Below are 23,460 nucleotides of genomic sequence, written 5' to 3'. Positions count from 1 at the left end.
CTGGACCTCGAAGGCCTGGAAGGGGCAGTGCTCGACCGCCGGCGGTTTGGATCCAACCCGTTCAGTCGTCCTGGACGGCATGGCCGAACGCTTCGGGCCACCACCACGCGACTGCGGCGCAGCCGCTGCACACCAGGAAGAACGCGAATACGAGCCAGAACGGGCCCCACGGGCCGAGGGTCCCTCTAGGCTTCACGTTCTCGCACGGCCCGTGCTCCGGGTAGTGCATCGGCACCCGGTCACCTGGGTAGACCTCGCGTGGCGCGGACTTGCTTTCCGGGCGCATGACCGACTCGCAGACCTGTCCGGTCCGGGTCTCGAACCGTACGGTGTAGGAGCTCTCGCTGCGCTCGCCAACCGTCACCGCGATCACCTCGGCATCCACGTCTGCGCCCCGGGCCTGGTCCCGCCCCCACCCGGCCAGCGCAACCAAGAGCACCAGCAGTAGGGCGGTGAGCAGGGTGACCCCGATCCGGGAACTCGGGTCGGTGACCCTGGGCAGACGCTTAGACATGTCGGTGAGTGTGCATGGGCGGTGCCACCACAGGTCCGGTGGGACGGACGGACATTGCCATGTGTAAAGGCAAAAACGAATCGTTGATGTCCTGCTAGGACCAGTCTGTGGATCACTGCCGGGCAGCGGCCGGCCTGAACCCGCCTCACCTCTACACATCCGGCGCTTGGTCGTCGAGCGCGGTGGCAGTGATCCGCAATCAACGCCGTCAAGGGCCACGCACCAGGACCACGGTGATCGAGGTAGCACCCGAGACTTGGACAACGCGACCAGCTCCAGGAACATCCTTCCCCTCGCCAAGACGTCGCCCCGGCGATTGGCCCGGTCTGGAAGCAATCGCGGACGTCCGCCCGCCGGGATCGGCAGCCCGGCGCCGTGGGACTGCGGATCACAGCGGGCGTTTCGTTATGCCAGAATCCGGCTCATGCCTGCACACAACCTCGGACATCCACATCTGGACCAGATGGTCGTCGGCGAAACTGGTCGGCGGCCACCGGTCGTCGACTGGGACAACTTCCCGTTCAGTGGCGAGCTGGTGATCAAACCGTTCGAGCAGCCCGAGCTCCCTGAGCCGCCACGACACGGTGCGGCGGGCCCGGCCGAGTGTCAGTCGTGCAACCGACCGGACTCCGACTACCTATGGGTTGACGACAACTGGCGCGTGTCGACGACCGCCGAACCGCCCGGCCTGCCCGCGATCGTGTTCCTGCATCCCCGTGCACACCACGACCTCGGCGACCTCACACCGCCATTGGTGGCCGAACTCGGCTCGATGATCTTCCGGGTTGAGCGGGCGTACACGGCGATCGGCGGCATCGCCCGCGTCCACATGGCCCGGTGGGGCGACGGCGGCGCCCACCTGCACTTGTGGTTCTACGGACGACCCGAAGGGTTCGTGCAGGCACGCGGCACGTGGCTGGCCACCTGGGACGACATCTTGCCACCACAACCCGAAGCCCAGTGGCGCGAGAACTTGCGCCGGTTCGGAGAGGCGCTCCTAGCCGGCGGCGGACGGATTCCCACAGCGATGGAATAATCGGGGACGGATCTGACACGACAGCAAGCGGCAGTGCGGCAGATCGGACTCGACCCGCACGCCAGCGGACGGCCTGTCGGGCATCACACCGACGGCCGCACAACGCCGCGAACGCGACCGCATCGGCAGCGAACGCCAGCAACGCTGGGGACGCCCACGACCCCAAGCTCCCTGATCACACCCGGCAAACGTTCAGGGACAGCGCTGTAGCCGTTGGAGGGCTGCGCCTACTTCCGCACGCGGAAGCGGAGCATGGTGACGGCGCCCGACTGGGTATTGCTGAAAGGTTCCAGGTCGATCCTGCCGAGGCCTGGAGGCGAGAAACGGACACCGTCGCCGAGCAGCAGCGGTAGGACATACACCAGGATCTCGTCGACGAGCCCGCGCTGCAGACACTGGGCGGCCACATCGGCGCCGAGGATCTCCAGGTTCTTGCCGCCCGCGGCGCTGCGTGCCGTGGCAACGGCTTGCTCAAGTCCACAGGTGAGGAATGTGACGGCAGGGTCCGGCTCGGCGGGAGGATTGTGGGTGAGGACGAACTGCGCTCCCCCGTCGTAGCTGGCGTCCTGGTCGGCCATACGCTTGCCGACCTCGTAAGTGCCCCGGCCGATGAGCATGGCGCCCGTGGCCGTCATGACCTCCGGGACCGTATCCGCAGTCATGTACTCGAAGATCCAGTCCATCGCGTGGCCAGGACCTGCGATGAAGCCGTCCAGCGACATCGCCCTGTTCACGACCACCTTGCCGGTGACAGTGCCTTCATCACTCATACGCTTCTCCAAGGATCTTGGAAACCGAGGTCGGATCGTGGTTCGGCCCGGCGGGGAGGCAAGGACGAGAGTTGCACGCGCATCCGCGGTGCGCAACGCGAACACACCGGCACCCGGATGTGCTGGCCCGCAGTGTCGCGAAAGTACGGATGCCCGGGATCGGCGAAGCTGGATTCGCGTGCAGCCTCGTCGAGCTGAGCGAGGATCTCGTCGGCTGTTTGCACGGCCGCAGCGTAGTACACGCCCCGCCGGTCCCGGCGTCAGTGCATCGACCTGCCGGCGATCGATCAGTGAAGGTCGGGCCTGCCAGGTTGGGGCGCGATTGGCTCCCCGCTGACGCGGTTGCGATGGGTGTGCCCCCGGGTTGCTCCGCGCGGCCCGGGGGCACGCCTCACCCGCGTAGCGCGGAGGCGAAGATGCCGATCAGGGCGGCCCAGCGGGGCCGCGCGGCGAACCCGGCGAGCCGCCGTCCGGTCGTGGCCGCGGTGCGGTTGGTGACGAACCATGGCGGTTTGGGCATGATGCTGAACTCTCCCGTCATGATCGAGCGGGGCAGCGGCCGGAACGGCCCGGACACGACGGTTCGTTCGGGGCGGTGCAGCAGTAGCGCGTTGTGCACCACGCCGCGGCCGCTCTGGACGTCGTCGAGGGTGTGCCCGGGGTATGCGCCCCAGGTGGCGCGGGCGGCCAGGTAGCCCACGGCGGTCCAGGCGTTGACTCCGATCGTGCCGTAGCGCAGCCGGGCGATGCGCTCGCGCAGTTGCGCGCCGAGCCGTCGCCGGGTGCGGGGGTCGATCACCAGGTTGGCGCCCAGGGTGCCGTGCAGCCGCTCGTTGGCGGCGTCGACCGCGGCGTCGAGGAAGTCCAGGCCGGTGCCGGGCAGCTCGGCGACGCCGAGGACCGGTCCGAAGTATTCGGTGTTGAACGCCGGCTCTGCGTTGTCGGCGAGGTCGAGGTTCCACAGCAGAGTGCGTTCGGCGGTGCCGCCGACGGTCTCGTAGCTCGGGTGCGTCCGCCGTGCGCCGGCCACCCGCAGGTCGCAGCCTGGATACCAGGCGGGGCGGGCGGGTGCGGCCGCGAATGCCGTGCGCAGTGCGGCGAAGAACTCCTGCTTCTGCGGCCAGTCCGCGCTGACGATGACGACCTGGGCGGCGATGCAGTTGAAGCCGCTGTTGTGCAGTCGCTGGGTGGCGATGTGCTCGGCCTGGAAACGGAGGTCGGCCTTCGACCAGCGGCCGGGCATCACGATCGTCGGGCACACTCCGCCGAGTTCGCTGGTGATCGGTTTGGTCAGGCGTGGGGTGCCCGCGGCTTTACCGGCGGCCCCGGCGGCACCGGCACCCCAGACGATCACGTCGTGGGTGGCTTCGCTGCCGGTGATGTGCACGGCGTCCACGTCGGCATGATTGACCAGGTGGTCGCCCGCGGCGGCGTCGCCGGTGACGATGCGTACGTAGCCGCGGTCGATGAGCGGGGCGAACACCGCGGTCAGGACCGGCAGCAGGGGGTCGGTGACCGGGTTGAGTTTGAGCAGGACCACCCGGTTGTACGCGTACAGCTGGTAGAGCGTGTCCAGCGGCGCGATCGAGAAGATGTTGCCCGCGCCCATGACCACGGCGACGCCCGCGGTGCGTTCGGGCGTCCGCTGCGCCAGCCCTGCCTGTTGGCGGGTCTCCTGCTCGGTGACGCCGGGTTCCATCCACACCTGGGCGTTGAAACCGCTGAGCAGCAGGCGGTCGTAGACGTGGTACGGCAGCACGTCGACGGTGACGCGGCCGCCGGGCGCGGTCCCGACCCGGCACCCGTCGAGCAGGTCACGGCCCTGCTCGAGGCGGGTCAACGTCTCGGCCAGCGCGGGCGCGTACTCCAGGACCGCCCACGGGCCGCTGGTCCACTCCTCGCCGAGCAGCGCAGAACCGGCGGGCAGCTGCTTGATGCTGCCCGCGATGCGGACCCATTCGTCGGCGTGCGCGGCGACGTTGGCGTGCACCTGCATCAGCAGGGCACGCCGGGAGGCCAGCGGTTCTCGGGCCCAGGCGCGCTCGCCGTCGGACAGCTCGGCGATCATCTGGTCGAGTCGGGCGGTGACGGTGGGACTGAGGCTCATCGGCGGTGACGTCCTTCTCGGCGATGGGGCGGTCGGCTCCCGCCGGCCCGCATAGGAGGTGCGTCGGTGCGGGATCGGAGCGGGGACCTGCTTCGAGGCGGGGGAACCGCCGCCTGCCGTTCCTGACCGACGGCAGGCGGCGGTGTCCTGGGGCCGCCCGCAGGCGGCGTGGTGTCAGGCGGTCAGCCCTGCGGGCGTCTCGATCTCCCGCTTGAGGATCTTGCCGGTCGGGGACTTCGGCAGCTCGGTGACGATCCACACGTGCCGCGGGTACTTGTACGCCGCGGCCTGTGCCTTGACGTGCTCGCGCAGCTCCTCGGCGGTGACCGTGGCACCGGCTTTCAGCGCGACCACCGCGCAGATCTCCTCGCCCAGCTCGGGGTGCGCGATGCCGATGACGGCGGCCTCGCGTACGGCCGGGTGCTCGTACAGCAGTTCCTCGACCTCGCGCGGGTACACGTTGTACCCACCGCGGATGATCAGGTCCTTCTTGCGGTCGACGATGAAATAGAAACCTTCGTCGTCGACACGGGCCAGGTCACCGGAACGGAACCAGCCGTCGGCGTCGATCGCCTCCGCGGTCGCGTCAGGACGGCCCCAGTACCCCTTCATGATGTTGTGACCCCGGATGACGATCTCCCCGACGCCGTTGGCGACGTCACGCAGCGCCATCTCCACCCCGGCGACCGGCGTGCCGATCGAACCGGCCTTGCGCTCGCGGTCGGCGTGGTTGAACGACGCGATCGGCGAGGTCTCCGACAGTCCGTAGCCCTCGAGGATGACGCAGCCGAACGCCGCCTCGAACCCGCGCATGACCTCGACCGGCAGCGCCGCGCCGCCGGACACGCACAGCCGCAGGCTGTCCACGTCGAACGTGGCCCGCTCCGGGTGGGCCAGCAGCGCGACGTACATGGTCGGCACGCCTTCGAAGACCGTGACGCGGTGCTGGTGGATCGTGGCGAGCACGGCCTGCGGGTCGAAGCGCGGCACAAGTGCCAGGCACGCCCCGCCCGCGATCGCGGCGTTGAGGCCGCAGGTCTGCCCGAACGAGTGGAACAGCGGCAGCGCGCCGAGCACGACGTCGCCGGGGGTCAGCGCGAGCAGGCCGATCGCGACCTGCGCGTTGCGGGCCAGGTTGGCGTGGGTCAGCTCGGCGCCCTTGGGCGTGCCGGTGGTGCCCGAGGTGTACAGGATGACGGCGGTGTCGCCCGCCTCGCGCTCGACGATCTCGTCCTGGGGTGTGGTGGCGCCGAGCAGTGCCTCGAACTCGCCCGGCGTGACCAGCATGCAGTCGGTGCCGGCGGCGGCCGCGCCGGCTACGGCGTCGGCGGCGAAGCCGTGCCAGGCCAGTACCAGTTTGGCCTGCGAGTCGCGTAGGTAGAACGCCACCTCGCGGGACTTGAGCAGCACGTTCATCGGGACCACGACGGCGCCGGCGCGCAGGATGCCGTAGTAGGCGGCGGCGAACTGCGGCACGTTGGGCAGCATGATGCCGACCCGGTCACCGGGCCGCACGCCGCGGTTGCGCAGCAGTCCGGCGACCCGGGCGCTGGCGGCGTCGAGCTGTGCGTAGGACACCACCGCGTCGCCGAGCCGGATGGCGGGGGCGGCGCCGTCGCCGGTCGCTGAGGCAGCCAGGTTGTGGGCAAGGTTGGTCATGTTCGGGTCTCCATGGGATGCGAGCTGGGTGGATCGGTTCGTCGGCTGCCGGGATCAGCCGGGGCGGTCGGGGCGACCGCCCGCACCGGTCGCCGCGCTGCTGATCGCGGCGGGGGGGCGGTCGTGCGCGGCGCACCCGGCCGCTGCCTGCTTCGGGTGGAGGCGTGCGGCCGGGTGGCGCGGCGGGTCACTGGGCCAGGCGTTGCCTGTCGCGGGCCGGGTCGACGAGGGTGACCGCGGCGAGGCCGCCGAGCAGGAGCACGCCTGCGGAGATCAGCACGGCTTGCTGGTATCCGGCCGCGCCCTGGGTGTCGACCAGGCGGCCGACGAGGATGGGTGCGATCAGGCCCGCGGTGGTCACGACGCCGTTCATGATGCCCAGGGCTCCGCCGCGGCGGGCGGCGGGCGCGATCTCGGCGACGGTGGTGACCGCGATGGTCGCCATCACTCCGCAGATGCCGAAGGCGGCGATCAGCAGCAGGACGGTGAGTGGGCCGCCCTGGCCGGCGGACAGGGCCAGGCAGCCGGCTGCGCTGACGAGCAGGGTGATGCCGCCGACCCGGGCGCGGGCCCAGCGGCTGCTGACTCCGCGGCGCAGCAGCCATCCGGTGAGCCCGGCCTGGCCGAGCAGCGCCACGGCGTTGACGGCCCACAGCAGTGCGACCAGGTTGGCCGCGGTGGTCTTGGAGTAGCCGAGCCCGTCGTGCAGGTACGAGGGCAGCCAGGCGACGGTCAGCGCGACCATCCAGTAGGTGCCGAAGTAGGCGGCGGTGACGCCGATCCAGGAGCGGGTGGCGAGGATGCGGCGGTAGCCGACGTTGCCCGCTGCCGGTTCGGGGTCGGCCGGGGTCGCCGTGTCGGGGGTGGTGTCCTGGTCGGTCGCGACGGCGTGCGGGCCCTCCTTGCCGACGAACGCCCATACCAGGGCCCACAGCACGCCGGCGACGGCCACCACCCCGAACGCGGAGCGCCAGCCGTGCTCGGTGATCACCCAGGTCAGGCCGGGTGCGGCGATGACGACGCCGAAGGTGGTGCCGGCGGTGATCAGCGCGCTGGGCAGGTTGCGCTTGTTGTTCGGGAACCAGGACAGGGTGGTCTGCTGGGCGATGGGGAAGGCGGGGCCTTCCGCAGCGCCGAGCATGACCCGGGAGGCGAACAGCATGGCCACGCCCGCGCCGAGCGCCAGCGGGGCCTGGGACACCGACCAGAGCAGGACCATGCCCAGCAGCAGCCACCGGGGGCGCACCCGGTCGGCCAGCAGGCCGCCGACGGCGCCGAAGATGGAGAACAGCAGGAAGAAGGCGCTGTTGGCCGTGCCGAACTGGGTCGCGGACAGGCCCAGGTCTTCTCGGATCGGGTCGGCGGCCAGGCCCAGGATCGACTTGTCTGCAAAGTTGATCATCATGAAGGCGACGAGCATGGCGGTGACGATCCATGCGCGGCGGCGGTTGTTTGGCGCATTCCCGGAGGGACTCGGGGGCGTTGCGGGTGCGACTTCGGTGTCGGTCACGGTTGCTCCGCGGTGGCTGCAGGATTCGGGGACGGTTTCAGCGTTCAAGAAAGCGGGCCGGGTATGTGTTCTGCGTGCCGTCGCGCGGGTGCGCGGGCAGACTCTCGTCAGCCGCTTTCCGCTCTCGGGCGCGGCAGGTGCCGTGGGTTTCCGCACCCGCCGGCCACGCCCGGTCGGCTCGTCGGCGCAGGGACGGCCGGCCGGTGACGACGACCCTCACCTGTGACCTCCCACACTCCGACTTTCGTTACTCGGAGTATTGTTATTACTCGTCGCCAAGGCAAGGGCCTGCGGAAAGAAAATGAACAGGCGCCCACAGCCGAGCGCCGACTCGGACAGCAAGCCTCAGGCAGCGCCGACCGCTCGGGCGATCATGTCGGCGAGATCCGCGGCGAAGCGGTCGTCGGGCAGCTCCTGCTCGATCATCAACCGGAAGATCAGCGGAGCGGCGACCAGGGTGGCCGCAGCCTGCACGTCGACGTCGGCGCGTACGTCGCCACGGGCGATCCCGCGCTCCAGGATCTTCCGGGTCTCGCTCATGATCCGGGCGGCATAGCGCAGGTACGCCTCGCGTACCTCCCCGCCCTCCTCGGCCGCGACGACCATCCCCGCCAGCAGACGGGCCGTGCCCGGCATCCGGTAGACCTCGACACGCGCGTCCAGCACCGCCCGCAACTCGGCGCGGAAGTCGCCCAGATCCGGCACGGACAGCACCCCGACGCGGGTCTCGGCCGCCGCGATGAACAGGTCGTGCTTGCCCGGCCAGCGCCGGTAGATCGCAGGCTTGCTCACCCCGGCACGAGCGGCCACCGCGTCCATCGTCACCGCGCTGACGCCCTGCTCGGCCACCAGGTCCAGCACCGCCGACAGGACCGCACCGGTGACGCGCTCCTCCCGGGGCCGTCCCGGCCCCCGCTGCGTCCGATTCACCCGCACACCGGTCATGTCGGAAGCCTACGGGTGGCTCCGTCGGTTGCCCCGGGCGAGCAGAGCCGTTGCGGCCGGAGACGACTCGCGACACGCCCCGGCAGCGGCGCGGCGGCCCCGGCTCGCCGACGGAGCGTCCGGCAGGCTGCCGTGCCCGCCGCCGACCGGAGGGGTCGACGGCGGGCGCGGCAGCCCGCCGGAGGCGTCACCGTCACGGCGTGACGATCGCGAACTTCGGGTCGGACGCGTCGAGGTAGCCGACCAGGCGCGCCAGGACGCCCAGGTCACCGTCGTGGGCGGCGCCGCCCGGGCCCTTGCCGCCCAGCATGCCCAGCAGGTCCCGCTTGGTCAGGGTCAGGCTCAGGTCGGGCTGCCCGGCGGGCGGGTTCTGCTGCTGCAGGATCACGCCGTTGCGCAGCGTCGTGCGATACGACTGGCCCAGGTCGGTGAACGTCCAGTCGATGACGATGGTGTCGTGCCAGGCCTTGGGGGCGTCGACCCGGATCGCCAGGGTGTCGAAGATCTGCTCGATCGACAGCACCGCGGCCATGCCGGCGCCCAAATCGATCGGGGTGACGTTCGGGCCGTGCCGCAGCTCCTGCGCACCGGTCAGGTAGAAGTTGCGCCAGATGCCGTTCTCGGCCCCGTGGCCGAGCGTCTCGTACACCTGGGCCAGCAGCTCCTTCGCACCGCCGTGGTCGGGGTCGGCGAACACGGCGTGCTGCAGCAGCTGCGCGGCGAACCGCGGGTCCCCGCCGGCGACGAAGTCACGTGCCTTGGCCAGCAGGGCATCGAGGCCGCCGAAGCAGTCGACGTAACGCTTGGCCGTCTCGACGGGCGGGTGCTGCCACAGGTTGACGGGGTTGCCGTCGAACCAGCCGAGGTAGCGCTGGTAGACGGCCTTGACGTTGTGCGACACCGACCCGTAGTAGCCGCGCGCATGCCACGCCGAATCCAGCCCCGGCGGCAGCTGGATCATCTCGGCGATCTCCGACCCGGTGTGGCCCTGGTTGGCCAGCCGCAGCGTCTGGTCGTGCAGGAAGGCGTACAGGTCGCCCTGCTCGGACAGGAACCGCACCCAGTTCTCGCGGCCCCAGGTCGGCCAGTGGTGCGAGGCGAACAGGACGTCGGCCTGCCCGTCGAACATGGTGATCGCCTCGGTGATGTACCGCGACCAGATCCGGGCGTCGCGCACCAGCGCACCGCGCAGGGTCAGCACGTTGTGCATGTTGTGCGTGGCGTTCTCGGCCATGCACAGGGCCCGGCGGTCGGGGAACAGGAAGTTCATCTCCGACGGCGCCTCGGTGCCCGGCGTCAGCTGGAACACGATCCGCACGCCGTCGACGGTCTCCTCCTGCCCGGTGTGCGTGATGTCGATCGTGGGCGGGAACAGCGACACGGTACCCGAGGAGGAGGCCAGGCCCAGCCCGAACCCGATCTGCCCGGCCGGGCCGGTCGGCAGGGTGGCGCCGTACATGAACGTCGCCCGGCGGGTCATCGCCGTGCCGGCGTACACGTTCTCGGCCACGGCGTGCTCCATGAAACCGACCGGCGCGATGATCGGGACGCTGCCGTCGGTGACCCCGGCGGCACCGCCGAAGTGGTCGGCGTGGGAGTGGCTGTAGATCAGCGCGGTCACGGCGCGGTCGCCGCGGTGTGCGCGGTACAGGCGCAGCGCCGCCGCCGCCGTCTCGACGCTGAGCAGCGGGTCGATGACGATGATCCCGGTGTCGCCCTCGACGATCGTCATGTTCGAGATGTCCAGGCCGCGCACCTGGTAGACGCCCTCGGTGACCTCATACAGGCCCTGGCGGGCGCACAACTGGCTCTGCCGCCACAGGCTGGGATTCGCCGTGTCCGGGCAGTCGCCGGACAGCAGCGAGGTCCATGCATCGGCGTCCCACACGACCCGCCCGTCGGCGGCCGTGACGACGCCGGGCGTCAGCGCCGCCACGAAGCCCCGGTCGGCGTTGTCGAAATCGGTCCGGTCACCGAAGTCGAGTGTGTCGTTCATGCTGTACCTCCGCGTGCGCGCGTCCGAGAAGACTCGGACCTGTGAATCGGATCGGCCGGAATGCGCCGTCGCCGTCTGTCGGTGCCCGCCCCTGCCGGGGCCTGGTCGCGGGCGGGCACGTCGTGCCTGCGGCCCGCGGTGTCGTGGATCGCGGCCGGACTCGCCCGGGTCACCAGGCCGGGCCAGCTGCGGATCACGACGTGGTGCCGGCCTGGCGCAGTGCGGCAGGCGCGTCGGCGGGAACGGCAGGCCGGGCCGGTGCGACCGGGGCCAGGCGCCGGTACGCCGAACCCAGCGCGGGCCGCGGGTCGGGCTCGCCGCGGTTGGGCCAGAACGACATGGCCCGCTCGGCCTGGGCGGTGATGGTCAGCGACGGGTTCACACCCAGGTTCGCCGACACGGTCGAGCCGTCGGCGACGTGCACGCCCGGGTGCCCGAACAGCCGCTGGTAGGGGTCGACGACGCCGGTCGCGGGCGAGTCGCCGATCGGGCAGCCGCCGATGAAGTGGGCCGTCATCGGGATGTTGGCGATCTCGCCGATGGTGCCGCCGGCGATACCGTCGATCTTGGCCGCGACCCGGCGGGCGGCGTCGTTGGCCGCGGGGATCCAGGTCGGGTTCGGCTTGCCGTGCCCGGGGCCGGAGGTGAGCTTGTACCGGCCCAGCAGGCTCCTGCGCCCGCGGACGGTGATGGAGTTGTCCAGCGCCTGCATCACCAGCAGGATGATCGTCTTCTCGGACCAGGCCTTCGGCGGGAACCAGCCCCAGTGCCGCGGCTGGGTGAGCATCGTCTTGAGCCAGGTGACCCAGCGCGGGTGGCCCTGGTCCCCGTCGGTCAGCGCCGTCTGCAGCAGGCCCATCAGGTTGCTGCCCTTGCCGTAGCGCACCGGCTCGATGTGGGTGTGCTCGTCGATGTGGATCGACGAGGTGATCGCCACGCCCTGGGTGTACGCGATGTTCTTCGCCCGCGCCTTGACGCCGAGGATGGACTCGGAGTTGGTGCGGCTCAGCTGGCCGAGCCGGCCGGAGACGTTAGGCAGCGACCCGCTGTCGCGCAGCCGGTGCAGCAGCTTCTGGGTGTTGTAGGTGCCCGCCGAGAACACGACCTGCGCCGCGGTGAAGGCACGCCGGTTGCGCCGGCGCCAGGCCGACTTGCCCGTCGTCACGGTGTGCACGGTGTACCCGCCGCCCGGCAGCGGCTTCACGTCCACGACCGTGGTCATCGGGTGGATCTCGCAGCCGCTCTGCTCCGCCAGGTACAGGTAGTTCTTGTCCAGGGTGTTCTTGGCGTTGTACCGGCAGCCCGTCATGCAGGAGCCGCACTCGATGCAGGTGTTGCGCCTGGGCCCGGCGCCGCCGAAGAACGGGTCGTCGATCTCGGTGCCGCGCTTCTGGCCCTCGCTGCCGAAGACCACGCCCACCGGCGTCGCCGTGAACGTGTGGCCGACGCCCATGTCGTCGGCGACCGACCGCAGGACCTTGTCGGCTGCGGTGACGGTGGGGTTCATGGTGACGCCGAGCATGCGCCGGGCCTGGTCGTAGTGCGGCTCGAGCTCTTCACGCCAGTCGGTGATGGCGGCCCACTGCGGGTCTGCGAAGAACGGCGCGGGCGGCTGGTACAGCGTGTTGGCGTAGTTCAGCGATCCCCCGCCGACGCCCGCGCCACCCAGGATGACGACGTCTTTGAGCAGGTGGATCCGCTGGATGCCGTACAGGCCCAGCGCGGGTGCCCAGACGAACCTGCTCGCGTCCCAGGAGGTCTTGGGCAGTTCCTCGCTGGCGTAGCGCCGGCCGGCTTCGAGCACACCGACCCGGTAGTTCTTCTCCGTCAGCCGCAGGGCCGAGACTGCCCCGCCGAAGCCGGAGCCGATGACGAGCACGTCGTAATCGAGGGTGGTCATGAGGGGTGAACCTTCCGCGAAAGGGTCAAAACCGTGGTCGGCACCCGTCCGGTTGAACAAGCGCCTCGTGCCCGGCTGTGTGCCGTCATCGCCGCCTTCCGCTTCGAGAGCGGATCAAGATCGGTGACGACAGCGCTCTCCCGGTGTGATCTCCGAGACAGCCATTACGTTACCGTGAGTATTGTTATCGCGGATGGCCGAGGCAAGCCCCCGACGCCAGGAACCGAAGAAAAGACCTCGCGTCGCGGCCGGCCCGAGGCGCGGCGCCCCCTGGGCCGCATCACCGGGTGAGCGGCGGATCGGACGGGCCCGTCGAGTTCCCAGCTCGGCCGCACACCCCGCCGGATCAGACCTTGCGAACGAATATGGCCTAGGCCATACTCCATAGAACGGCAGGCAAGGAGGCGCCGATGGTCCGGGACAAGGGCAGCAGTCGCGAACGCATGATCAACAGCGCGGTGAAACTGTTGGCCACCCGCGGTGCGGCAGGTACCACGATCGACGGCGTGCTCGCCGACAGTGGCGCGCCGCGAGGGTCGGTGTACCACCACTTCCCGGGCGGCCGGGAAGAGCTGATCACCGCCGCGGCCCGGGCTGCCGGCGAGCGCATGTCGGCGTTCCTCCGGCACGACGACGGACTGGTGCACCCGCGACAGGCACTGGCGGCATTGGCCGAGTTCTACGGCTCGTTGCTGATCGCGGGCGACTACCGCTCGGGCTGCCCGATCGTCGCGCTGACCGTCGGCGGCGACCAGATCCCGGCCGCCGCCGAGATCGCCCGTGAGGTGTTCACCGGCTGGCAGGAGCAGTACCGCGACCTGCTGATCACGCACGGCGTCCCGCCGCAGCGGGCCGCCACGCTGGCCACGCTCACCGTCGCCGCCGTCGAGGGCGCGGTGATCCTGGCCCGGGCACAGCGCAGCACCGCACCGCTGGACGACGTCGTCGCCGAGCTGACCGCGCTGCTCTGACCCGGCCTCGCCTCCGCAAGACACCCATCACCGCTGCGGCGGACCGTTTCACATCCCACCCTGAGGAGATCTCATGCCCATGCTCGACGTCTACATTCCCGCCGGCGCCATCGACCCGGACACCGAGCGCACCCTGATGGACGAGCTGACCTCGATCCTGCTGCGCGCCGAGGGCGCCGACCCGTCCAACGCCTTCGTCCGCCAGATCTCCTGGGTCTTCCTGCACCGGCCTGAGGTCTTCGTCGGCGGTGCCACCCCGGACAAGCCGCACTACCGGGTCATCGCCGGGGTGCCGGAGGGGCAGCTGAACGGCGCAGCCAAGAAGCAGCAGCTCGTCTCCGAGGTCACCGAAGCCATCGTGCGCGCCGAGGGTTCCGGCGACGAGAACGCCCACAGCCGGGTCTGGGTCTTCCCGCTGGAGATCCCCGAAGGCCACTGGGGCGCATCGGGCCGCGTCAACGGCCTCGCCGACATCCTGGGCGCCGTCATCGGCGACGCCGACAAAGCACGCCAGGTGGCAGAGCACCGCGTCGCCAAGAGCCGCCAGGAACGAGGCATCCCTACCGCCTAAGCACCCACCAGGGCGGGACCGCCCGGGCCAAGGCTACGTCGTCGAACACGGCGGCGCTTGAAAGGTGGGAGGGGTCGAAGCCAGCGGCCGCGAGGCACGTACGTCTATTCTGGACGGACCGAGCACTGGTGGTGAGAACGGGGAGGCGCTGTGGCTGCGAGGATCCCGGCTGCGGTCGCCGCAGAGGCCGCCCGACTCGACCTGGGCCGCTTCGAGCGGCGCTATCACGGCCATGTGCCGCTGCACAGCTACTTCGGCGTGGCCCTCACCGGGTTCGGGCTGTTCCTGCTGTGCATGGGCGCGCCGTGGTACATCGTCATCGGACTGTTCCTGCTGCCCGGCGGAGCCTTCCTGACGTACTCCACGCTGTCACGCGTCAACACCGGGTTCTACCTGTACGAGCGAGGGTTCGCACAGGTCGGGGTCAACGGGAAGGTCAAACTGGTGGTGCGGTGGACAGACGTGTCCCGCACGAGCAGCTCACAAATGGTGGTCCAAGGCGGCATTCGTGCCATCCACCACGTGCAGTACATGGTGCACCTGCGAGACGGGCGGATGACCGAGTTCGGCCTCCAATACCTGCGGGACGCCCAGGAACTTTACGACATCATCGAGAACCGGCACCGCAAGACCGCCCGCTGACTACCTGGTCTGCGGCCAGGCCCCTGCCACCCGCCAGCTGGGCATCAGCGATCACACGTGTCCTGGTAGTCCAGCGTGGACGGGTAACGGGTCCATTGCTCGCGGTCCAGGCCTCCGTCGGTCACGAGGCAGGTTGTTTCGTCGAGGTGTTTGCGAAGTTCGCATATCGGTCTGAGGTCCCAGACCACAACGTCGCCGTCGCTGCCCGCGGTGGCGAGTATCTCGCCGTTGGATGAGAACACCCTGTGTCCGACGGTGTCGAGGTGGTCGGTCAGCGCCGTGCCGAGTTGTCTGGGCAGGATCCGGTTGCCGAGGTGATGGGGCACCGCCGATACGGCGGTGCCCCATCGACTTTCGAACCGCATGCGAATCAGGCGACCTGGTAGGCCCGAATGATCGTTTCGGTCACGGTGTCACCGTGAGCGTCGGTGAGCTGGGTGCGCAGCGAGACGAAGCCGGTGTCCGGGTTCGGCACGACCACACGCCATCCGCCGGCCGCCGCGGTGGACGCGGCGATCTGCCAGGTCGTGCCGTCGTCGGTCGACCACCACACCTGTGCGCCGACGACGCGTGTCTTCTGCGCCGCCGAGCCGAGCTGGTGGGTCCCCGAGACGGTGAACACGAGCTCGTGTCCGGCTGTGGCGGTGCCCAATGCGTCTACCGGCAGGTCGTAGCGGACGTCCATCAGCGGCAGCGGCTCGAGCGCGTCACCGCGCACATGCCCGGAGGTGAAGGTCCACTCGTTGCGGACTTCCACCGACAGCGGCCACCCGTAGACGTCGCGCTTGGCCGATGCCGTGAGCCGGTATCGCGACCGTGTGGCGGGCACGTCGAACACGCCCTGGGCGGGGACGTCTGCGCGGCCGACCTCCGTGCCGTCGGCACGCAGCAGCACGGTGCTGCCGGTGTCGAACGTCGACGCCGGTGACGTGGCGTGGCCGTGCGCGTCGGAGAACATCGGCAACGCGATCTCGATCTTGTCCCCGCGGCGGAAGGCGTAAGGAACCGCGTCGCCGGTCTCCCAGTTCGTGCCGGCGACGGTCAGCGACGGCCCGAACGGCGCCGCGAACCACGACTCGGCCTGGTCCGCGCCCTTGCGGTAGGCGACCGGGCCGGAGGTCATCGGCGCCACGGCGGTCACCTGCTCCTCCCCGAACAGCAGGTAGTAGGTCGAGGTGCTCCATTCCACGCCCGGGGTGTAGTGCACGGTCAGCTCCTGCGGCAGGCGGATCGTCGCGCCGGCCGCGGGCAGCGGCTGGCCGCCCTGGTAAGCGATCGCTGCCATCCGGCGCAGCCGATCATTGAGTCCCGGCGTGGCCACCCGCGTCGTTACCGACGCCAGGTCGCCGGCGCGGTCATGCCAGCTCGCTCCGTCCGGCACACGACCGTCGACCGTGTGCGCCACGTAGTAGACGTCCGACGACGCCCGGATTCCACGAACCCTGACCTGTACGGGCCCTGCGGACAGCTGCTCTCGCAGTGCCTGGACCGCCCAGGTCTGCACCATCAGCAGGGGCGCCTGCCCGCCGTAGGCCCAGCCGTCGCTGAGCAGCACGGCAGCGGGCCCCTTGGCCATGATCGTATCCAGGCGCACCTGGTGCTGGTCGAACGGCAACCCCCAGCCGGGGGTGAACAGCACGACCCGGCCTGCCAGGTCCATGCCCGCCACGTCCTCCGGTGCACCCCAGCCGACGTCGACGACGTCGCCGGTGACCTCGCCCCGAAACTCATCCGGGCTGATCAGGCTCGGTTCCAGATTCAGCTGCTCGCCGCCGAGCATGACGGCCGACAGCAGCGGCTGCTGCCATGCGGCGGTGCTGAGGAAGGTGAGACCGCGCATCTGCGTGGTGCTGGGGATGGCTTCGACCTGGTGGCGGCCGTAGAGCAGCGGGGCGAGCAGGCCGCTGCCGCTCACGCCGGGGGGCTGCGACAGGATCCCGGTCGTGCCGTCGACCATGCGGGTGTCGGCGACGTCGAGGGTGCGCTGCACCGGCTTGGACGCTCCGGCGTCGGGCGTGAGCGCCCGGGCGCGGTCCATGACGAGCCGGTGTGCGAAGTGCACGATCTTCGGGGCGCTGCCGGTGAAGGTGTCTTCGTAGCGATGGCCGAAGATCCGGTAGGTGCCGGCGGGCAGCGGCAGTTCCACCGGCTCGTCGCCGACGCTGACATACCACGACGACCCCGTGGCCTCATCTTGTACGAAGGTCAGCGCACCGGACCGGTCCTTGCCGGCGGGTATCGGCGCCCGGGACAGGGTGAGCAGGTGCGTTTCGGCCTCGGCGTAGACGGCAAGGGGTGTGCGGATCTCCTGCCCGCCCGGGCCGTGACCGATGACCCACCCGCCGAACTTGCCTGCGGCGCTGCGGCCCGGGTCGACGGTGATGTCGACCTTTGCTTCGCCGCCGGCGGGCACGGTCACCCGCGACTCGGACAGCCGGACCATGCCGTGGGGTGCACGCTCGCCGCCGAAGTCGCGAAGCTGCTGGTCCAGGCGCAGCGTCACCGCCGACGTGCCGGAGTTGCGGTAGGTCAACGTCCGGATCTGCGGCTGCTGCGAAGTGTAGGGCCAGGTCAGGTGGGTGGTGCCCAGGTTCGCCGGGGTCGCATACAGGGTGCTGGCGACCGCGGCGGCCACGTCGACGCGTCCCGCGCCCTGCTCGTAGACGTCGGCGTCGCGTACCGGCACGGCGGTGCCGGTGATCGCGGCCTTCAGCTGAGCGGCCCGCCAGTCGGGGTGGGCCTGGGCGAGGATCGCCGCGGCCCCGGCGACGTGCGGGGTGGCCATCGACGTGCCGGACAGGCGGGCATAGCGTTCGGAGACCGCCAGGGACGGGAACGCCCCGGCGGCGCGGGCGGCGACGATGTCGCTGCCCGGTGCGACCACGTCGGGCTTGATGCCGTAGTCACCGTAGCGGGGGCCGCGGCTGGAGAACGCGGACATCTCACCGGTCTTGGTGACCGAGCCGACGGTCAGGGCCTCGTCGGCGGCTCCGGGCGAGTCGATGGTCTGGTAGGCGCCGGAGTTGCCGGCGGCGACCACGAACAGGGTGCCGGTGGTTCGGGTCAGCTCGTTGAGTGCCAGCGACAGCGGGTCGGTGCCGTCGGTGGCAAGCGACGAGCCGAGGCTCATGTTGACCACGCGGGCGCCGGAGGCGGCTGCCCATTCCATGCCTGCCAGCACCTGGCTCTCGCTGCCGTTGCCCCAGCGGTTGAGGACCTTGCCGACCAGCAGCTTCGCGCCGGGTGCCACCCCGGCGTACCGGCCCGAGGAGGCGGCGCCGGTGCCGGCGATGATGGATGCGACGTGGGTGCCGTGTCCGTTGCCGTCGTCGACGGTGCCCTCTTCGGTGAAGTCCATGCCGCCGGTGACGACACCGGCGAAGTCGGGATGCTCGACGTCGTAGCCGGTGTCCAGGACGGCGACGGTGACTCCCGTGCCGGTCAGGCCCGCGCGGTGTGCCTTGTCGGCGCCGATCTGCGGCACGCTCTCGTCGAGGCTGGCCTGCACCCGCCCGTCGAGGGTCACCCGGTCGATGCCCCTGGCCAGGGTGGTCCGGCCGAAGGCGCCGCCCGGTCCCTGGGCACCGGTGAGGTGCTGCCATACACCGGCGGCCTGTGCTTTGTCGACATCGAGGGCGTTCATGCCGAGCCGGTCGAGCGTCCTGGTGGTGCGCGCGCCCTCAGGTGCGGCCGTCCGCGCGGCACCGGGGGCGCGGTCGATGAGCACTGGCAGCCGGCCGGTGCGTGTGTCGTCGTAGCCTGCGCTGACGAGGCCGGTCACGTCGAACAGCCGGCGGTCGACGCGTCCTGACTGGACCAGGCTGGCCGCATCGGCGGGATAGACGTACTCGTGGCCTTCCAGGCGCACCCGCGCGAAGACCATGTTCTCCCGGCCCCGGGCCGGGGTGACCGTGTCGACCTGCAGGTTCGCGCCGGTGCCGGAGATGGTGACGCGGTCACCGGTGACCAGCGTCACCGTGGTGCCCGTCGGCGGCGGCAACGCTGCGACCAGTGCGCCGGCGCTGCCGGGCGAGGCGACGGCGACCGCGGACGTCGCGGCGAGGACGGCGATCGTGGCGACGAGCAGGCGTGGTGGCTTTCGCATGCGGCGACCTTCCGGTGGCTGTACCGACCTCGTGGACGGTGCTGCTCGGCCGGTGGATCAACATGATGTGTCACCGGATGCCGCAGGACCAGAGATGCACGCTGGCAAACTCTTGTCATGGCAGACACCCGCCACGCTGGACCGGAGATGGGCCGCGCAGGGTGCGGCTGCGCTTGCACGGCGCAACACCGATACCGCTCGCCGGGGAAAGCCCGCGGCAGTGATGCTCGCAGCACTAGGTGAGGTTCGGGGAAACGCCGGGCACCACCAGCCCGCTCTGGTAGGCCAGCGCGACCGCCTGGGCCCGGTCGCGCAGCCCCAGCTTCATCAGCACCCGGCCCAGATGCGTCTTGACGGTGGCCTCACCGATCAGCAACCGACGGGCGATCTCCGCATTGGACAAGCCGTGAGCCACCAGCACCAGCACATCCCGCTCCCGCCCGGTCAGCGTTGACAGCCGGCCGGGCACGCCGATCGCCGCCTCGGGACGGGCTGTGAAGTCGTCGATCATGGTGCGGGCCACCGCCGGGTCGAGCCAGGCCTCACCGCCGGCGACCGCGCGCACCGCGAGCGCCAGTTCGGTCGGTGCGGCGTCCTTGAGCAGGAAGCCGGACGCGCCGGCCCGCAGTGCCGCGTAGACCGTCTCGTCCACGTGATAGGTCGTCAGGATGATCACCCGGATCGGCCGGTCGGGGTCGCCGGAGAAGTCGTCCGAGGTGATCTCCCGGGTGGCGGCCACCCCGTCCATGCCGGGCATCCGGACGTCCATCAGCACGACATCCGGCTGCTGCGCGCCGGCCGCGGCGACGGCTGCCGTGCCGTCGGCGCACTCGCCGACGATCTCGATGTCCGGCTCGCCGGCCAGCAGCATCGCGATCCCGGACCGTACCAGCTGCTGATCGTCGGCCAGCAGCACCCGGATGCTCATGCCGGATCACCCGCGCCGGTCAGCTGCAGGACGGCCGGCTGGGTGACCGCCGGCAGCGTCGCGGCCACCTGAAATCCGGCCGGCTCGGCGGGTCCGACCGCCAGCTGCCCGCCGATCAGCCGGACCCGTTCGCGCAGACCGGCCAGCCCGTTACCGGTGGACAGACCGGCGATCGACTCTCGCGGGTGGGCGTTTCCGGGGTCGGCCGGCTGCTGGTCGGCGGCCGGTGGGTGGGCTGCCGACTCGGCTGCCGGCTGGTCACCGTCGGCTTGGTCATCGCCGGTGCGGCCGCCGTCGGTGACGGTGACCGACAGCCGCGCCGGCTGCCAGCCCAGCTGCACGGTGGCCTGCGCCGAACGGCCGGCGTGCCGGACCACGTTGGTGAGCGCCTCCTGCACCGTGCGGTAGACGGCCAGCCCGACGCTCGGATCCACAGCGCGGGCGGTGCCGGACTCTGCCCAGTGCACAGTCACCCCGAGGTCGCGGAACCAATCCAGCAGGGCCGGCAGCTCGGCCAACCCGGGCTGCGGCCCGCCGACAGGCTCGTCGTCACGCAGCAGGGCGAGCAACCGGCGCAACTCGCTGATCGCCTGCTGGCCCTGCGCGGCGATCTGGTCCAGCGCGGCCGAGGCCCGGTCCGGGTCCCGCCGCAGCACCCGCTGTGCGCCACTGGCCTGCAGCACCATCACGGTCACCGCGTGCGCGACGATGTCGTGCAACTCCCCGGAGATCCGCTGCCGTTCGGCATTGACCGCACGGGCGGCCGCCTCGGCGCGTCGCTTCTCCGCAGCGGCCAGCCGCCGCCGGTTCAGCCCCGCCCAGTAGCCGACTGCCCAGACCCCGGCGATGAACAGCGCGTAGATCGCGAGCAGCGCGGCCAGCACCGGCCAGAACCGGCCCGCTCCGGCACGCTCCGCCCGCCAGGCCTCATTGCCGGCGATCACCGCGTAGGGCAGCAGCGCCGGACCGATCAACCAGCTGAACCGCAGCGGCCGGTAGGCGCCGACGGTGTACATCGCCACCAGCAGCACGATGACCGGCTGGTAACCGGCCACCAGCGCCGTCCCGATGAGCGCGTGCAGGCAGGCGGCCGCCAGCACTACAGCCGGGTACCGTCGCCGCCCGATCAGTGCCGCCGCGCCGAGCAGGCCGTACGCCCCGATGAGCAGCGGGGGCAGCGAACGTGGGTCGCTGCCGTCGAGGTTGGCGCCGGCGGTGGAGAAGAGCGCCACGTCCAGTACGCCGACGCCGAGCGCCAGCAGCGTGTCGAGCAGCACGGTCCGCCGCGTGACGGCCGGAACAACGGTCGCCATCACCGGCTACTTGGGGCCGTGCGGGTTGCAGAAGCAGAAGAAGATGCAGAAACCGGCGACCAACTGCTCGTAGGAGTCGAATTCATGCTCTGATCTGCGCGGGCGGCGCTGCTCGCGCTCGACGCGTGAGATCTCGGTCAGCAGTTCGCCGCTGATGTCGGCGATCCCGGCCGGCACCGCGGCCAGTCCGTTGAGCGACGCCCACAGGTCCCCGCCGTGCTCTGCCGTCGCGGCGGCCAGCTCGCGGGGGTCCACCGCGCCGATCTGCGCGCTGTAGCCGGAGTGGTGACGAAGCCTGCCGATGACCGCCAGCGGCGCCTGCGCGCCGGTCAGGTGGAACGGGCTCCATTTCCACACCGGGATGACCTCGATCGGCAGGTGCGCTTTCGGGTCGGCCGAGAAGATCAGGACCTCCAGTTCGGCAGACGGGTCGAGCAGCTCGGGCCCCGGGTTCGGCACGAGCACCGCGTCCCCGTCCACCAGCACGGCGGCGGCGAGGTGACCGGCGGCCCGGTCGGGGGCGTTGCGATCCTGGATGGACACCCGGATGTCGGCATGAACCGTTGTTCCCATACACATCTCGTACTCCCCTGATCGAAGGCATCCGCAGAGTAGTAGCCCGTCGGATGCGCGTCGATCTCGCGAACGGTCGGCTTTACGTCCCTTTCAGGTGGTCCGAGCCATCCCTGGGGCTGGGTTGTCCTACGACCGCGAGCGTGTGTCGGCGCCGGACTGCGCCCACAGGTGGATCCGGCGGCCGCCCACCGCTCATCCGGGGTGGACCGCCGGAGTAGCACGCCGGGCCGACGCGCGGTGGCCGCCGGGCCGCGACCATCAGAACCGTTACCGCGCCGCAGCTTCACCGATCCACATCACTGATGAGGAGTACGATGCAACGACTCAAGTGGAAGCGCCGGTTGGCCGTGACGGTCGCCGGCATCGTCGCCGCCACCGGGATTTCTGTCACTGTCAGTGCCCCGGCCGCCCATGCCGGTGCCGTCCGGACGGGTGCGTTCGTCGGCGCGACCAGAATCGGCACCCAGCTCAACGCGAACATGAGCCTGTCCGCCGGTCAGTACATCCTGTCACCCGACGGCCGCTTCGGCCTACTGATGCAGACAGACGGAAACCTGGTCGCCTACGGGCCCTCACCCTGCGGATGGGCCCAGCCCAACATCTGCCGGGGCCCGTATGACTGGTGGGCCAGCAACACCGGCGGCCAGCCCGGCAACGTGGTCGACATGCAGAGCGACGGCAACCTGGTCATCTACCGTCCCAACGGAAGCGTTGCCTGGGCATCGAACACCGGCGGCTCCGGCGCGACCCACCTGATGGTCACCAACCAGGGTCGCTTCTACCTGGCACGCTGGGACGGTTCAGTAGTCCGGATGCTGATGGGCCTGTCCGAGCAGGACACCCACAACCCTTATGTCGGCAGCATGCCGACCAACTACCGTCTCACCACACTGCGTTACCTGTCCTCGTACAACGGGATCTACCACCTGATGCAGCAGCAGGACGGCAACCTGGTCCTGTACGGGCCCGCCAACAGCGTGCTGTGGTCCGCCGGCACGTACCACACCAACGTCTACGGCATGAGTATCCGTGAAACCCGGATGCAGACAGACGGAAACCTGGTCGTCTACAACAGCTCCGCCCCCGGCGCCGCGGCGGTGTGGGCGTCGAACACCGTCGGGGCGGGCCCCAGCCCGGAGCTGGTGCTGCAGAACGACGGGAACCTGGTCCTTCGGTCCTGGTCCACCTGGCAGGTGTTCTGGCAGACCGGCACCGGCGGCCAGTTCTAGCAGGTACCCGCCCCGCCGACCATGTCGTCGACTATCGATGTGGTCGGCCGGGGCGGGGTCGACGGACGCCTGGTCGGTGCTCGACCAGGCGCCGCCGCGTCCAGTTTGAGGACCTCCACCGGCCCGGATACCGGGTTTCGCGGGCTCCGCGCACGCCGGACGGCTTACGCTGACGGGATGCTCGGTGGCAGTCGCGTCTCGGCCCGTTTGCCCGCGCAGGACATGGCGCGGGCGCGCGCGTTCTACGCCGACAAGCTCGGCCTGGAACCTGTCGCGCAGCGCCCCGGTGGCCTGCTCTACGAATGCGCCGCCGGCCGGTTCGCGCTGTTCGAGTCCGCCGGCGTGCCGTCGGGCGAGCACACCCAGCTCGCGTTCGAGGTCGACGACATCGAAGCTACGGTGCGCACGCTGCGCGAGCGTGGCGTCGTGTTCGAGGATGTCGACCTGCCCGGCATGCGTACCGTTGACGGGATCGCCGACCTCGACGGCAACTACCCGCACGCCGGCACCGGCGAACGCGCAGCGTGGTTCCACGACAGCGAAGGCAACCTGATCGGTCTCGGCCAGCCGATCCGCTGACCTTCCACTGCCGGCGCAGCAGACAGCGCCACGACAGGTCGCATACGGACGTGTCATGACGCGACCGCCTCGAGCGATGTGCCGCGCGCCGGCGGCCCGCTGCCGGGCC

At 70.5% G+C, this 23,460-nt stretch carries 20 protein-coding genes; 7 read left to right on the top strand and 13 right to left on the bottom strand.

Annotated elements, in window-relative coordinates; translation table 11 throughout:
- Positions 1-61 precede the first annotated feature (61 nt).
- Positions 62-514 carry a DUF3592 domain-containing protein gene (locus FLL47_RS38825; RefSeq protein ID WP_144127683.1) on the bottom strand — a complete coding sequence of 151 codons (453 nt, stop codon included), beginning with the start codon at positions 512-514 and terminating at the stop codon, positions 62-64.
- 256 nt (positions 515-770) lie between these two features.
- On the opposite strand from FLL47_RS38825, the gene FLL47_RS38820 reads away from it, so the two are divergent.
- The gene (locus FLL47_RS38820) at positions 771-1,550 is read left to right on the top strand and encodes a hypothetical protein (protein ID WP_144127682.1); all 780 of its coding nucleotides are present in this window, start codon (positions 771-773) and stop codon (positions 1,548-1,550) included.
- Between the two features lie 227 nt (positions 1,551-1,777).
- On the opposite strand, the gene FLL47_RS38810 is transcribed toward FLL47_RS38820, so the two are convergent.
- From FLL47_RS38810 to FLL47_RS38795, 4 genes are all read right to left on the bottom strand, one after another.
- A complete protein-coding gene (locus FLL47_RS38810) occupies positions 1,778-2,320 on the bottom strand; it encodes a dihydrofolate reductase family protein (RefSeq protein WP_144127681.1) in 543 nt (180 codons plus the stop codon).
- A gap of 391 nt (positions 2,321-2,711) precedes the next feature.
- Positions 2,712-4,427: an aldehyde dehydrogenase family protein gene (locus tag FLL47_RS38805; protein ID WP_144127680.1), complete on the bottom strand. Its 1,716-nt coding sequence runs from the start codon at positions 4,425-4,427 to the stop codon at positions 2,712-2,714.
- Positions 4,428-4,601: 174 nt separating this feature from the next.
- Positions 4,602-6,086, bottom strand: coding sequence for a long-chain-fatty-acid--CoA ligase (locus FLL47_RS38800; protein ID WP_144127679.1), 1,485 nt, complete (start codon positions 6,084-6,086; stop codon positions 4,602-4,604).
- Positions 6,087-6,273: 187 nt separating this feature from the next.
- Complete coding sequence (locus FLL47_RS38795) at positions 6,274-7,506, bottom strand: MFS transporter (RefSeq protein WP_144127678.1); 1,233 nt, start codon at positions 7,504-7,506, stop codon at positions 6,274-6,276.
- On the opposite strand from FLL47_RS38795, the gene FLL47_RS38790 reads away from it, so the two are divergent.
- On the top strand, positions 7,505-7,822 hold the full coding sequence (locus FLL47_RS38790) for a hypothetical protein (protein WP_144127677.1): 318 nt from the start codon (positions 7,505-7,507) through the stop codon (positions 7,820-7,822). The genes FLL47_RS38795 and FLL47_RS38790 overlap by 2 nt on opposite strands.
- Positions 7,823-7,941: 119 nt before the next feature.
- Here the strand turns inward: FLL47_RS38790 and FLL47_RS38785 are convergent, their stop codons facing one another.
- From FLL47_RS38785 to FLL47_RS38775, 3 genes are all read right to left on the bottom strand, one after another.
- On the bottom strand, positions 7,942-8,541 hold the full coding sequence (locus FLL47_RS38785) for a TetR/AcrR family transcriptional regulator (protein ID WP_144127676.1): 600 nt from the start codon (positions 8,539-8,541) through the stop codon (positions 7,942-7,944).
- Between the two features lie 193 nt (positions 8,542-8,734).
- A complete protein-coding gene (locus FLL47_RS38780) occupies positions 8,735-10,537 on the bottom strand; it encodes an alkyl/aryl-sulfatase (RefSeq protein ID WP_144127675.1) in 1,803 nt (600 codons plus the stop codon).
- A 193-nt stretch (positions 10,538-10,730) separates the two neighbouring features.
- Positions 10,731-12,437, bottom strand: coding sequence for a GMC oxidoreductase (locus tag FLL47_RS38775; protein WP_144127674.1), 1,707 nt, complete (start codon positions 12,435-12,437; stop codon positions 10,731-10,733).
- Between the two features lie 410 nt (positions 12,438-12,847).
- Between FLL47_RS38775 and FLL47_RS38770 the strand changes: the two genes are divergently transcribed.
- The 3 genes from FLL47_RS38770 (at position 12,848) to FLL47_RS38760 (ending at position 14,621) form a co-directional block, all read left to right on the top strand.
- Positions 12,848-13,408, top strand: a complete 561-nt coding sequence (locus tag FLL47_RS38770) for a TetR/AcrR family transcriptional regulator (protein ID WP_222106401.1) — start codon at positions 12,848-12,850, stop codon at positions 13,406-13,408.
- Positions 13,409-13,481: 73 nt separating this feature from the next.
- Positions 13,482-13,979: a tautomerase family protein gene (locus tag FLL47_RS38765; protein WP_144127673.1), complete on the top strand. Its 498-nt coding sequence runs from the start codon at positions 13,482-13,484 to the stop codon at positions 13,977-13,979.
- A gap of 150 nt (positions 13,980-14,129) precedes the next feature.
- On the top strand, positions 14,130-14,621 hold the full coding sequence (locus tag FLL47_RS38760; protein WP_144127672.1) for a hypothetical protein: 492 nt from the start codon (positions 14,130-14,132) through the stop codon (positions 14,619-14,621).
- Positions 14,622-14,665: 44 nt separating this feature from the next.
- Here the strand turns inward: FLL47_RS38760 and FLL47_RS38755 are convergent, their stop codons facing one another.
- The 5 genes from FLL47_RS38755 to FLL47_RS38735 all read right to left on the bottom strand — a co-directional run bounded on the left by FLL47_RS38755 (position 14,666) and on the right by FLL47_RS38735 (position 21,540).
- Positions 14,666-14,986 carry a hypothetical protein gene (locus FLL47_RS38755; protein WP_144127671.1) on the bottom strand — a complete coding sequence of 107 codons (321 nt, stop codon included), beginning with the start codon at positions 14,984-14,986 and terminating at the stop codon, positions 14,666-14,668.
- Between the two features lie 5 nt (positions 14,987-14,991).
- Positions 14,992-18,726 carry a S8 family peptidase gene (locus tag FLL47_RS38750; RefSeq protein WP_144127670.1) on the bottom strand — a complete coding sequence of 1,245 codons (3,735 nt, stop codon included), beginning with the start codon at positions 18,724-18,726 and terminating at the stop codon, positions 14,992-14,994.
- Between the two features lie 235 nt (positions 18,727-18,961).
- Complete coding sequence (locus FLL47_RS38745) at positions 18,962-19,654, bottom strand: response regulator (protein WP_144127669.1); 693 nt, start codon at positions 19,652-19,654, stop codon at positions 18,962-18,964.
- A complete protein-coding gene (locus FLL47_RS38740) occupies positions 19,651-20,967 on the bottom strand; it encodes a sensor histidine kinase (RefSeq protein ID WP_144127668.1) in 1,317 nt (438 codons plus the stop codon). The genes FLL47_RS38745 and FLL47_RS38740 overlap by 4 nt, the downstream gene beginning before the upstream one ends.
- 6 nt (positions 20,968-20,973) lie before the next feature.
- On the bottom strand, positions 20,974-21,540 hold the full coding sequence (locus tag FLL47_RS38735) for a hypothetical protein (RefSeq protein WP_144127667.1): 567 nt from the start codon (positions 21,538-21,540) through the stop codon (positions 20,974-20,976).
- Positions 21,541-21,857: 317 nt separating this feature from the next.
- Between FLL47_RS38735 and FLL47_RS38730 the strand changes: the two genes are divergently transcribed.
- Positions 21,858-22,772, top strand: a complete 915-nt coding sequence (locus tag FLL47_RS38730; RefSeq protein WP_186316175.1) for a hypothetical protein — start codon at positions 21,858-21,860, stop codon at positions 22,770-22,772.
- A 177-nt stretch (positions 22,773-22,949) separates the two neighbouring features.
- On the top strand, positions 22,950-23,351 hold the full coding sequence (locus FLL47_RS38725; protein WP_144127665.1) for a VOC family protein: 402 nt from the start codon (positions 22,950-22,952) through the stop codon (positions 23,349-23,351).
- The last annotated feature ends 109 nt before the right edge of the window (positions 23,352-23,460 follow it).

It is taken from the genome of Catellatospora sichuanensis, from assembly GCF_007483665.1.
Lineage (GTDB): Bacteria > Actinomycetota > Actinomycetes > Mycobacteriales > Micromonosporaceae > Catellatospora > Catellatospora sichuanensis.
The sequence above is the reverse complement of the archived record's forward strand: the minus strand, read 5'-3'. Positions and strand labels throughout refer to the sequence as shown.

What these genes read in the sequence shown, in the direction of transcription:
- FLL47_RS38740 (WP_144127668.1), bottom strand. Translation starts at nt 20,967, where the DNA reads ATGGCGACCGTTGTTCCGGCCGTCACGCGGCGGACCGTGCTGCTCGAC.
- FLL47_RS38750 (WP_144127670.1), bottom strand. Translation starts at nt 18,726, where the DNA reads ATGCGAAAGCCACCACGCCTGCTCGTCGCCACGATCGCCGTCCTCGCC.
- FLL47_RS38795 (WP_144127678.1), bottom strand. Translation starts at nt 7,506, where the DNA reads ATGCTCGTCGCCTTCATGATGATCAACTTTGCAGACAAGTCGATCCTG.
- FLL47_RS38730 (WP_186316175.1), top strand. Translation starts at nt 21,858, where the DNA reads ATGCAACGACTCAAGTGGAAGCGCCGGTTGGCCGTGACGGTCGCCGGC.
- FLL47_RS38745 (WP_144127669.1), bottom strand. Translation starts at nt 19,654, where the DNA reads ATGAGCATCCGGGTGCTGCTGGCCGACGATCAGCAGCTGGTACGGTCC.
- FLL47_RS38780 (WP_144127675.1), bottom strand. Translation starts at nt 10,537, where the DNA reads ATGAACGACACACTCGACTTCGGTGACCGGACCGATTTCGACAACGCC.
- FLL47_RS38790 (WP_144127677.1), top strand. Translation starts at nt 7,505, where the DNA reads ATGGCGGTGACGATCCATGCGCGGCGGCGGTTGTTTGGCGCATTCCCG.
- FLL47_RS38725 (WP_144127665.1), top strand. Translation starts at nt 22,950, where the DNA reads ATGCTCGGTGGCAGTCGCGTCTCGGCCCGTTTGCCCGCGCAGGACATG.
- FLL47_RS38765 (WP_144127673.1), top strand. Translation starts at nt 13,482, where the DNA reads ATGCCCATGCTCGACGTCTACATTCCCGCCGGCGCCATCGACCCGGAC.
- FLL47_RS38735 (WP_144127667.1), bottom strand. Translation starts at nt 21,540, where the DNA reads ATGGGAACAACGGTTCATGCCGACATCCGGGTGTCCATCCAGGATCGC.
- FLL47_RS38770 (WP_222106401.1), top strand. Translation starts at nt 12,848, where the DNA reads ATGGTCCGGGACAAGGGCAGCAGTCGCGAACGCATGATCAACAGCGCG.
- FLL47_RS38785 (WP_144127676.1), bottom strand. Translation starts at nt 8,541, where the DNA reads ATGACCGGTGTGCGGGTGAATCGGACGCAGCGGGGGCCGGGACGGCCC.
- FLL47_RS38755 (WP_144127671.1), bottom strand. Translation starts at nt 14,986, where the DNA reads ATGCGGTTCGAAAGTCGATGGGGCACCGCCGTATCGGCGGTGCCCCAT.
- FLL47_RS38810 (WP_144127681.1), bottom strand. Translation starts at nt 2,320, where the DNA reads ATGAGTGATGAAGGCACTGTCACCGGCAAGGTGGTCGTGAACAGGGCG.
- FLL47_RS38805 (WP_144127680.1), bottom strand. Translation starts at nt 4,427, where the DNA reads ATGAGCCTCAGTCCCACCGTCACCGCCCGACTCGACCAGATGATCGCC.
- FLL47_RS38825 (WP_144127683.1), bottom strand. Translation starts at nt 514, where the DNA reads ATGTCTAAGCGTCTGCCCAGGGTCACCGACCCGAGTTCCCGGATCGGG.
- FLL47_RS38800 (WP_144127679.1), bottom strand. Translation starts at nt 6,086, where the DNA reads ATGACCAACCTTGCCCACAACCTGGCTGCCTCAGCGACCGGCGACGGC.
- FLL47_RS38775 (WP_144127674.1), bottom strand. Translation starts at nt 12,437, where the DNA reads ATGACCACCCTCGATTACGACGTGCTCGTCATCGGCTCCGGCTTCGGC.